The 7,578-nt window shown below is 65.6% G+C and carries 8 protein-coding genes; 1 reads left to right on the top strand and 7 read right to left on the bottom strand.

Annotated elements, in window-relative coordinates:
* Nucleotides 1-1,356 (top strand): molecular chaperone HtpG (gene htpG, locus AC1D0P_RS22625; protein ID WP_477678799.1); only part of this gene is annotated, 1,356 nt, incomplete at its 5' end.
* A gap of 57 nt (nucleotides 1,357-1,413) precedes the next feature.
* On the opposite strand, the gene AC1D0P_RS22620 is transcribed toward htpG, so the two are convergent.
* From AC1D0P_RS22620 to AC1D0P_RS22590, 7 genes are all read right to left on the bottom strand, one after another.
* Nucleotides 1,414-2,127, bottom strand: coding sequence for a molybdate ABC transporter substrate-binding protein (locus AC1D0P_RS22620; RefSeq protein WP_477678798.1), 714 nt, complete (start codon nucleotides 2,125-2,127; stop codon nucleotides 1,414-1,416).
* Between the two features lie 10 nt (nucleotides 2,128-2,137).
* Nucleotides 2,138-3,115 carry a tripartite tricarboxylate transporter substrate binding protein gene (locus AC1D0P_RS22615; RefSeq protein WP_477678797.1) on the bottom strand — a complete coding sequence of 326 codons (978 nt, stop codon included), beginning with the start codon at nucleotides 3,113-3,115 and terminating at the stop codon, nucleotides 2,138-2,140.
* Between the two features lie 24 nt (nucleotides 3,116-3,139).
* On the bottom strand, nucleotides 3,140-4,117 hold the full coding sequence (locus AC1D0P_RS22610; RefSeq protein WP_477678796.1) for a tripartite tricarboxylate transporter substrate binding protein: 978 nt from the start codon (nucleotides 4,115-4,117) through the stop codon (nucleotides 3,140-3,142).
* Between the two features lie 22 nt (nucleotides 4,118-4,139).
* Entirely contained in the window at nucleotides 4,140-5,201 is a 1,062-nt protein-coding gene (locus AC1D0P_RS22605) for a serine/threonine protein kinase (RefSeq protein WP_477678795.1), read from the bottom strand.
* Between the two features lie 75 nt (nucleotides 5,202-5,276).
* Entirely contained in the window at nucleotides 5,277-6,386 is a 1,110-nt protein-coding gene (locus tag AC1D0P_RS22600) for a DUF2855 family protein (RefSeq protein WP_477678794.1), read from the bottom strand.
* An 86-nt stretch (nucleotides 6,387-6,472) separates the two neighbouring features.
* Entirely contained in the window at nucleotides 6,473-6,889 is a 417-nt protein-coding gene (locus AC1D0P_RS22595; RefSeq protein WP_007865659.1) for an organic hydroperoxide resistance protein, read from the bottom strand.
* Between the two features lie 63 nt (nucleotides 6,890-6,952).
* The gene (locus tag AC1D0P_RS22590; RefSeq protein ID WP_477678793.1) at nucleotides 6,953-7,402 is read right to left on the bottom strand and encodes a MarR family winged helix-turn-helix transcriptional regulator; all 450 of its coding nucleotides are present in this window, start codon (nucleotides 7,400-7,402) and stop codon (nucleotides 6,953-6,955) included.
* Between the last annotated feature and the right edge of the window lie 176 nt (nucleotides 7,403-7,578).

Below are 7,578 nucleotides of genomic sequence, written 5' to 3'. Positions count from 1 at the left end.
ATCCTGCACCTCAAGGAGGATTCGCTCGACTACCTCAATGCCTGGAAGCTCAAGGGCATCATCAACAAATACTCCGACCACATTTCCCTGCCCATCCTGATGCCCAAAGAGGAGTGGAAAGAGGGTGAAAACGACCAGCCCGGCGAGATGGTGACGACCGGCGAATGGGAGACCGTCAACCAGGCCGCGGCCCTGTGGACGCGCGCCAAAAAGGACATCACCCAGGACCAGTACGACGAGTTCTACCGCCAGATCAGCTACGACAGCGAGGCGCCGCTGGCCACCACGCACAACCGCGTGGAAGGATCGACCGAGTACACGCAGCTGCTGTTCATCCCGTCCAAGGCGCCCATGGACATGTTCAACCGCGACAAGGCCGCGGGTGTGAAGCTTTACGTCAAGCGGGTCTTCATCATGGACGACGCCCAAGCCCTGATGCCGACCTACCTGCGTTTCGTCAAGGGCGTGGTGGACTCGTCCGACCTGCCGCTCAACGTCTCGCGCGAGTTGCTGCAGGAAAGCCGCGCCGTCAAGGCCATCCGCGAAGGCTGCACCAAGCGCGTGCTGGGCATGATCGAAGACATGGCCGCCAACGATGCGGAGAAGTTCAAGGCCTTTTACGCCGAGTTCGGCGCCGTGCTCAAGGAAGGCCTGGGCGAGGACTTCGCCAACCGTGACCGCCTGGCCAAGCTGCTGCGCTTCGCCTCATCGACGACCGACACGGTCAGCGTGGGTTTTGCCGACTACAAGGCCCGCATGAAGGAGGGCCAGGACGCGATCTACTACATCACCGCCGACACCCTGGCCGCCGCGAAGAACAGTCCGCAGCTGGAAATCTTCCGCAAGAAAGGCATCGAAGTGCTGCTGATGGCCGACCGTGTCGACGAGTGGGCGCTCAACTACCTGCACGAGTTCGACGGTACGCCGTTGCAGTCGGTGGCCAAGGGCGCGGTAGACCTGGGCAAGCTGCAGGACGAGGACGAGAAAAAGGCTGCCGAAGAGGCGCAAACCCAGTTCAAGCCCATCCTGGACAAGCTCAAGGAAGCGCTCAAGGACAAGGCCAAGGACGTGCGCGCCACCACGCGCCTGGTCGATTCCCCCGCCTGCCTGGTAGTGCAGGACGGCGACATGTCGACCCAGCTGGCCCGCATGCTCAAGCAGGCCGGCCAGGCCGTGCCCGAATCCAAGCCCATCCTCGAAGTCAATGCCCAGCACCCCCTGGTCAAAAAGCTCGAGAGCAGCGAACACTTCGACGACCTGGCGCACATCCTGTTCGACCAGGCCCTGCTCGCCGAAGGCGGCATGCCGGGCGACCCTGCGGCCTACGTGCGGCGGGTCAACGCGCTGCTGGTGTAAGACCGGTCTTTACACAGGCCCCTGCAAAGCCCGCCTCGTGCGGGCTTTTTCGCGGCCTCAGGCTTCGAAGCCGCAGGCCAGCCGCGTCGCGGCGTTGCCGGGACTGGCCAGCATGGCGATGAGTTCAGCGGCGGCTTGCGCGTTTTGCGAAGCGGTGCATACCGCCGCCGTGTAGATGGTTGCCAGTTCAAATGCCTTGGGCAGGGCGGCCACCAGTTCCACGCCGGGGGTGAACAGGATTTCGGTGACCTGGGTGCAGCCGAGCAAGCCGGGCTCGTCACATTCCGCCATGGCTTTCATGGCGGCTGCGCCGTTGGGATAGGACCGTAGCCGGGCGGCGAGTTCGGCGTCCAGCCCCAGTTCCTTGAGCACCCGCATGAAGTGGATGCCGGCCGTGGCCTTCACCGGGTCGGGAAAGTAGATGCCGCGCGCGGCCTGCAGTGCGGCCTTGAGGGCGGCGGCGCTGCCGACGTCCACCGCCGGCTCGCCGGTCTTCACGGCCACGCCGGTTTTGACGGCGCCCAGCGGGCGCGCGCTAGCCGCCTGCACATGCCCGCTCTCTGCCAGTTGCGAGATCAGCGCCTGGCTCAGGATGATCACGTCGCAGGGCTCGCCTGCCAGCAAGCCGTCCTTCATCAGGCCCACGGCCCCGAAGGTGCCGGCGATGTCGAAGTGGTGTTGCGCGCGGAAACCGTCCTGCAACTGTGTCACCAGCCCTTGGGCCGCGCCACCGCTGAGAAGGTGCAGTACGGGGAAGGAGGAATGTGCCATCGTGCAGCCTTCAGTCCACCGTGATGTGGGCGGCCTTGATCACGCCCGCCCATTTGGCGATGTCCTCGCGGGTGTATTTGTCAAAGGCCTCGGGGCTCATCACCATGGGCGTGGCGCCCTGTTTTCCCCAGAGCTGCTTGATCTCCGGCTGGCCGGTGATTTTCGACACGGCCTCGTTGAGCTTGTCGACGACAGCCTTGGGCGTGCCGCGCGGCGCCATCAGGCCCAGCCAGATGGTGGCCTCGTAGCCGGGCACGCCGGCTTCATGCAGCGTCGGCACATCGGGCAGCACCTCGGAGCGCTGCTTGCCGGTAGTGGCCAGCGCTTTCACCTTGCCGGCCTTGACCTGTTCGGCCATGGTGGTGACGGCATCGAACATCACGTCGACCTGGCCGCCGATGACGTCGGTGCGTGCGCCGCTGCTGCCGCGGTAAGGGATGTGCACCAGGTACACGCCAGCCATGCTCTTAAAGAGTTCGCCGGCCATGTGGTAGGGCGTGCCCGGGCCGGACGATGCGTAGTTGAGCTTGCCGGGCCGCGCTTTCGCGTCGGCGATCAGCGCCTTCAGCGTCGAATCGGGCAGCGCCGGCGTGGCCACCAGCACCAGGTCGGAATAGTTGATGGGCGCCACCGCCACAAAGTCGCGCATCAGCTGGAAGGGCTTGTTGGCGATCAGCGTTTCATTGACCGTGTGCGCGTTCGACATCAGCAGCAGGGTATAGCMGTCGGGCGCGGATTTCGCCGCCGCGTCGGTGCCGATCACCGAGCCCGCGCCGGGCCGGTTGTCCACCACAAACGATTGCCCCAGCGCGTCCTGCAGGCGCTGCGCCATGAAGCGCGCATAGACGTCGGCCGGACCGCCCGCGGCAAAGGGCACGATGATGCGCACCGGCTTGGCCGGATAGCTTTGCGCCTGTGCCGGCGTGAACACGGCTGTGGAGGCCAGGCCGAGTGCGAGAAGAAGGCCGCGAAAGAATGGCTTGCTCATGGACGACTCCCAGGATGAAAGAAGCTATTCGACCTTGCCGATTCGTTTGACCACATCGGCCATGCGCTTCGCGTCAGCCTGCACATACTTCTCAAAATCAGGACTGTCCTGGTACAGCACCGGGCTGCCGGCGCCCAGGATCACCTCCTTGACTTTGGCGTCCTGCGCGGCGGCTCTGGCCGCGGCGCGCAGGCGCTGGGCGATGGGTTCAGGCGTGGCTGCGGGGATGAAGAGGCCCGACCATTGCGCGTATTCGGCATTGAAGCCGGCGTTCCTGAGGCTGGGGACTTCGGGCATGGAGGGCAGCACGTCGCTGCCCCAGTGCGCCAGCACGCGCAGCTTGCCGGCCTTGACCTGCTGCAGCACGGTGGCAGGGCCTGAGGACACGGCGTCTATCTGCCCGCCCAGCAGCGCCACCACCGCCGGGCCGGCGCCGGTGAAGGGGATGTGCGTGAGCTTGATGCCGGCGTTCTGCGCCAGGATTTCCATGGGCACGTGCATGGTGCCGTAATTGCCCGAAGAGCCGTAGTTGATGGCGCCGGGGCGCTTTTTGGCATCGTCGACAAACTGCTGAACCGTCTTCCAGGGCGCGTCGGCGCGCACCGCCAGCACGGTCGGGTCGGCGGTGTAGCGCGCGATGGGGCGCAGGTCGCTGAGCGCGAACATCGGGGCACGGCCCAGCAGCGCGTCGGCTTCGGGGATCACCGTGAGCGAGGAGAGCGCCATGACGACGGTGTAGCCGTCGGGTCTGGCTTTGGCCGTGTAGCCCATGCCGATGCCGCCGCCCGCGCCGGCCTTGTTTTCGATCACGACCGGCTGGCCGAGGTCGCGAGACATGGCTTCGGCCACCGGCCTGGCCACCAGGTCGGCCAGGCCGCCGGGTGGGAAGGGCACGATCATGGTGATGGGTTTGGCCGGCCAGGCGGATAGGGTGGATTGGGCGGCGCACCAGCCGTGGGATGCCAACAGCAGGGCGGCCAGCAGAAGCGGGCGAAGTTTCATGCGATGTCTCCAGACTGCCGCTTTACACGACCAGCGGCGTTTCCTGCATGGCTTCGGTCTGCTCTTCCAGCATGTCGACCTGGCCTTTCCAGTAGTCGCTGGACCCGAACCAGGGGAAATTGATCGGGAAGATGGGGTCGTGCCAGCGTTGCGCCAGCCAGGCGCTGTAGTGCACCAGGCGCAGGGTGCGCAGCGGCTCGATCAGCGCGAGTTCGCGGCGGTCGAATTCGCGGAACTCCTCGTAGCCGTCCACCAGCGCGCCCAGCTGCCGGGTGGACTGGGCCCGGTCGCCGGAAACCAGCATCCACAGGTCCTGCACGGCCGGGCCGCTGCGGGCGTCGTCGAGGTCGACAAAATGCGGCCCCGCCAGCGGCAGGCCTTCGGGCGTCCACAAGATGTTGCCGGGGTGGCAGTCGCCGTGCAGGCGCAGGGTGCGCACGTCGCCCACGCTTTCAAACACGGTTTGCGCCACCAGCATGGCTTCGTCAAAGGCCTTGCGCCAGCGCGACTCCATGTCCAGCGGGATGTAGCCGTGGGCGTCGGGGCCGCCGCCCAGCAGGATGTCGCGCGGGGCAAAACCGAAAGTCTGCAGGTTGAGTGCCGGGCGGTGGGCAAAGGGTTTGGCGCTGCCCACGGTGTGGATGCGCGCGAGGAAGCGGCCTATCCATTCCAGCACCTCGAGGTTGTCGAGTTCGGGCCGGCGCCCGCCGCGGCTGGGCGAGACGCTGAAGCTGAAACCGCCGAAGTGGTGCAGCGTTGCGCCGTCCAGCACCAGCGGGCCGACGACGGGAATTTCGGCGGCCATCAGCTCGGCGGCGAAGGCGTGCTCTTCGATGATCTGCGTGTCGCTCCAGCGGTCYGGCCGGTAGAACTTGGCGACCACCACGTCGCCCGCCAGGTCGGCATCACCCACCGGGCTTTCCAGGTGCACCTGGTAGACCCGGTTTTCGTAGCTGGACAGCGCCATCAGGCGGCCGTCGCCCAGCAGCCCCACGCTGGCCAGCGCGTCGAGCACGCGGTCAGGGGTCAGCGTCTCGTACGCATGCAGCGCGGCGCTGGCGGGGGCTTGGCTTTTGTCGGTCATGACCTGATTGTCGGCGCAGATGCCGGCCCCAGCCAGCGGGCCTTGTAAACGCCTGTGCGGGTGGGGTCGCGCCGTTCAGGGTTGCAGGATGTGGCCGGTGCGCGGATCGCCCTTGCCGGTGAGCACCTCGCGGTAGACCGCCTCCAGCGATGCCTGGCCGGTATGCCGTTGGGGAAGAAGCCAGGGCGGCCGTGCGCCGGTCACTTGCCTCGTGAAGTCTTGCCAGGCTTGCGCCAGTTGGCGGCCGAAGGCTTCGCCGCCCCAATCGGCAACGCGTTTTTTGACCTGGGCCGGCGCGAAAAACAGCACCGGCCTGGGGCCCGGTAAATCCCGGCTGCCGCCCTTGGCCGCCAGTTCGTCGACATGGGTGCCGCCTATGGAGCAGTTGTAGCGGAGCTGGCCAAAGCGGCTGTGGATGCGCTGGCGCAGGCCGACGCTGCCCGCGAAGTCGACGTAAATACAGGGCGTGTCGGCGGCGATGCTGTCCAGCTCTTCATACGCCAGCACGCGGTGGTAGCAGCCCAGGCTTTCACAAAAGGCCTTGTTGCCGGGCGAAGTCAGGCCCACGACCTCCAGGCCTGGGCGCCTGGCGAGCTGGAAGGCCGTGCCGTACGCGGTCTTGCTCGATGCGCTGGACAGCAGCAGCGTGGTGCCCCCGCCGAAGAAATCGTTGTCGGCCAGGAAATYGTCGATCAGGAAGGAGGTGATGAACAGCGGGCGCAGCAGCGACTGCACGTCCTCGGTGGCCGCGTCGTAAAACGGGTCGGTGCTGCAGCGCATGTACTGGTTGTAGACCACCGGCAGCGCCTGCCGGTGCGCGGCGCCGTCAAAAAAGCCCGAGGGCGTGACGCGTGCGGGCTGCACCACCAGCTCGCTGCCCATGGGGTAGTAGCCGTAAAACTTCTCGCCCACGGCGACACCTTCGCATGACGATTCCGTCACCACGGCGAACCCCCAGACCGGGATGCAGCCCCAGCCCTCTTCGCCGGTCGGGAAAAACTGCCAGTAATTCATCGCCTCGCCAAAGGCCGCATAGGTGATGTTGTTGGCTGTGAGCGCGAAGGACTCCACGCGCAGCCGCGCCTGGCCGGACGCCAATGGCGCGGGCGCGATGGCTTGCCAGCGGGTTTGGGACAGGGCGTCTTTGCGGACCTGGAATGTGCTGGTGGTGACTGCGGTGTTCATGCACGACACCGTAAATGAAACGGCCCGCCGGTTCAACACAGGCGGGCCGCTTTGGCGACAGCAAGTTGCCTTGCCCGTCGGTTTGATTACTTCAGGGTAATCGTCACGTCGATGTTGCCGCGGGTCGCGTTGGAGTAAGGGCAAACCTGGTGAGCTGCGTCCACCAGAGCCTGGGCGGCGGCGCGATCCATGCCGGGCAGGGTCACGTCCAGGCGCACGGCGATGCCGTAGCCGTTGGGGATCTTGCCCAGGTCAACGCTGGAGTCGATCGACACGTCGGCGGGCACGTCGATCTTCTTCATGCCACCGACGGCCTTCATCGCGCCGATGAAGCAGGCTGCGTAGCCGGCCGCGAACAGTTGCTCGGGGTTGGTGCCCGTGCCCGAGGTGCCGGGCGAGCTCAGCGTGACGTCCAGGCGGCCGTCGTCGGTCTTGGATTTGCCGTCGCGTCCGCCCGTGGTGTGGGCGTGGGCGGTGTAGAGAACTTTTTCGAGCGTGGTCATGGTGGCTTCCTTTGGAGATACCCCGGTTCGGGGCGGGTTAAAAATCAGTGAGAGTGAAAGGGATCAGGCGGTGAGGCGCTTGCGGAACGACTGGACTTGCTGCGTCAGCGACACGAGTTCAGGGATCGAGCATTGCGTGGCGCTCAGGATGCAGCCCGGGATCTTCGCGGCCTTGGCCTTGAGCTTGCGGCCCTCGGCCGTCAGCGTGATGTGCACGCGGCGTTCGTCCTGCACGGCGCGCAGGCGCGAGACCAGGCCGGCGGTTTCCATGCGCTTGAGAAGGGGGGTCAGCGTGCCTGAATCCAGGTACAGCCGTTCGCCGAGTTCGGACACCGTGAGGCCGTCCTGCTCCCACAGCACCAGYATCGCGAGGTATTGCGGGTAGGTCAGGCCCAAGTCCTCGAGCAGCGGCTTGTAGAGCTTGGTCATGGCCAGCGAGGTGGAATACAGCGCGAAACACAGCTGGTTGTCCAGCTGCAGCATGGCGTCCACGGTGTCGGTTTTGTTTGGCATCGATGGAATTATAGCTCGCAATTAAATTGTGTGCAAGTTAATTTGTTGAGAGATGTTTCAATCACCTCAAGCGTGCCGGGGTGGGCCTGGGAGTCCTAGGCGTGGCCCCAAAAGAAAAAGGCTTCAAAACCGAAGTTTTGAAGCCTTTCGGGCTTTGCTCAGCGCAAGGCTGAGTC

The organism is Polaromonas sp. P1_G2 (genome assembly GCF_056405515.1).
The sequence above is the reverse complement of the archived record's forward strand: the minus strand, read 5'-3'. Positions and strand labels throughout refer to the sequence as shown.